This is a genomic window from Nostoc sp. UCD121 (assembly GCF_014222285.1).
GTDB lineage: Bacteria > Cyanobacteriota > Cyanobacteriia > Cyanobacteriales > Nostocaceae > Nostoc.
Genome location: NZ_JACKZS010000410.1, coordinates 1 through 2,601, shown reverse-complemented (window position 1 = coordinate 2,601; position 2,601 = coordinate 1). Strand labels below are relative to the sequence as shown.

Below are 2,601 nucleotides of genomic sequence, written 5' to 3'. Positions count from 1 at the left end.
TTATAAAAACTATCAATATAATTTTTTGTTAATTCTTTCCCAAAATAGTATTTACTATAATTTAATACTTGCGATATAAGCTGATGTTCCGGTAAGTCAATTCAGAAAAAATCCTGATATAAAAAATTTAAAGTTGACAAGATTATCTTGCTAAAACTACTTTAAATTTACTTATCAATCAATTTTAAAATCGCAATTAATTTTTCCCTATTTTATCGGTATTAGGAGTTATGATTGCAAAATATCTACTAGCTTCTGCTAGTGGGATGGGCTTTTTGTGTTTAATTTCCGGGTTTTCACCTGTGCAAGCCCTTCCTAGTTTAGAAATTGCAGATAAAAACGTAGCTGTTAATCAAGATGATACCAGCTATCAAAAAAATGATTCTTATCAAAGCAATTTGTCAAACAATATTTTCAGCAAATTGCTGATAGCTAATGATAGTCAAAAAAATTTCTCGTTAGTCCATCAGCAGCAAATAAATCAAGATTTAAGAGTAGATTCTGCTGTTAAGCTTGGGCAGCCAATCACAGCACAATCGGTAAATTTGTCTCCACCATCAGACAAACTTGCACAAGTAACATCCGTATCTCAATTGTCTGATGTACAGCCGACTGATTGGGCTTTTCAGGCACTCCAATCTTTAGTTGAGCGCTATGGTTGTATCGCAGGTTATCCGAATCAAACCTATCGCGGTAATCGGGCGATGACTCGCTATGAATTTGCTGCTGGTTTAAATGCTTGTTTAGATCGAATCAACGAACTGATTGCCACTGCAACTGGTGATTTGGTCAAGAAAGAAGATTTAGCCGCGTTGCAGAAACTACAAGAACAATTTGCGGCGGAATTGTCAACATTGCGGGGTCGAGTAGATGCTGTAGAAGTTCGTACAGCAGAACTAGAAGCAAATCAGTTTTCTACTACGACCAAACTCAATGGTGAGGTAATTATTGCTGGTGTTGGTGCTAGCGGTGGCGCTCCTAATGACAGTGACCCGAACATCATCCTAGTCAATAGAGTGCGGTTAAATCTCACCACTAGCTTTACTGGTAAAGATTCATTAATTACTGGATTACAAGCTTATAACTTTTTGGGTGGAGCCGATGGACAAGGTAGCCTGCAACAAAGTTTAGGATTAGCTGCACCTCTTTTAAGTTCTAGTAGCGCTCGTACCAGTTTTGAGCCGCAATTTCCGGGGTTAAATGTCAATACTTTATCCAGTGTTGGCGCGAACAGCGTTCAGCTTTACAAATTACTGTATATCTTTCCCGTCGCTAATAAATTAACCTTGTTTGCGGGAAGTGCGGCGGAAACATCAGATGCTTTCCCAGCAATTACGCCTTTTTATGGTGAAGGACAAGAGTCAATTTCTCGTTTTGCCGGCTTAAATCCTGTAGTACGGATTTCTGGTGGGACTTCAGGTACTGGTTTAGCATCGGCGGCGGGCTTTATTTATAGTATTTCCCCGAATTTGGATTTACGAGCTTTATACGGTAGTGTCAACGCCAATTTACCCCAAAAATCTCCATCGGAGGCACTACCAGGAGTTTCGACAACACCGTTAGGAGGAGGCTTATTTAGTGGGAGTAGTGTTGTTGCCGCACAGTTAACCTTCAAGCCCAGTCCTGACCTAGATATTGGTCTAAACTATGCCAATAGTTATCATGAAATCAATATTTTAGGTACAGGATTAATTAGTGCTGATATTGGTGCTTTAGCTGGTGTTGAGGCTGGGACACCAGTCAAACTCAACTCTGTTGGGGGTACGGTTACATGGCGATTGTCTCCCAAAATAGCCTTATCTGGCTACGGTGCAGCACTATTTGTTGATGCTGCTTCAAATAGCGTGAATGCTTCCACCACCTTTACAAGTTGGATGGCGGGAGTTCACTTCAGAGATTTATTCAAATCAGGGAACACCGCCGGGATTATTTTTGGTCAACCGCTTTTCCGTAGTGATACTGGTGGTTCTGCTCAACTTACGCCCACAGGCGAGAATCGGGCCACTCCTTACCATTTAGAAGGCTATTACCGCTTTCAAGTTAGCGATAATATCAGCATTACCCCTGGTGCGTTTGTTCTCTTTAACGCAGAAGGTAACAGCAACAATGATACTACGACTGTAGGCGTACTTCGGACTACTTTTACCTTTTAACGATAGCTCCAAATAGCGATCGCACCATAACTAGCAAGCAAATATCCTCCCAAAAATAACACTCCTGAAAAGGAGTGTCGAGGATAATAAATAAGTAGAAATTTGGTGGACGATTATCAAATAAAAATATTGTCTTTTTGCCCAAAATCTTTTATGCAAAACTGGTGAGATGTTTAGGTTCGCTACGCTAAGAATAAAGTGCGTAGCTCATCATAGATATCGCCTCACACATAACCTAATTGTTTCTTTTACCTGAGTTACCAGGTTGATTTGAAATTTGGTGCTTTTGTATAACCCGCTCAATTTGGCAAGTCACCGCATCTATTCTATATTTAACCTTATCAAAATCAATATTCACCCAAATATAGGCTTTGTCAGGTCTTTGCTGCTTATAATTCATATATTGCTTTACTTGTCAAGATATTTTGTTATATCTATACAATATAGC

At 39.6% G+C, this 2,601-nt stretch carries 2 protein-coding genes; one reads left to right on the top strand and one right to left on the bottom strand.

What is annotated here, in order from left to right; genetic code table 11:
* Positions 1-233: 233 nt before the first annotated feature.
* Positions 234-2,153, top strand: coding sequence for an iron uptake porin (locus GNF10_RS36345; RefSeq protein WP_185586305.1), 1,920 nt, complete (start codon positions 234-236; stop codon positions 2,151-2,153).
* A 235-nt stretch (positions 2,154-2,388) separates the two neighbouring features.
* On the opposite strand, the gene GNF10_RS36340 is transcribed toward GNF10_RS36345, so the two are convergent.
* A complete protein-coding gene (locus GNF10_RS36340) occupies positions 2,389-2,553 on the bottom strand; it encodes a hypothetical protein (protein ID WP_185586304.1) in 165 nt (54 codons plus the stop codon).
* Between the last annotated feature and the right edge of the window lie 48 nt (positions 2,554-2,601).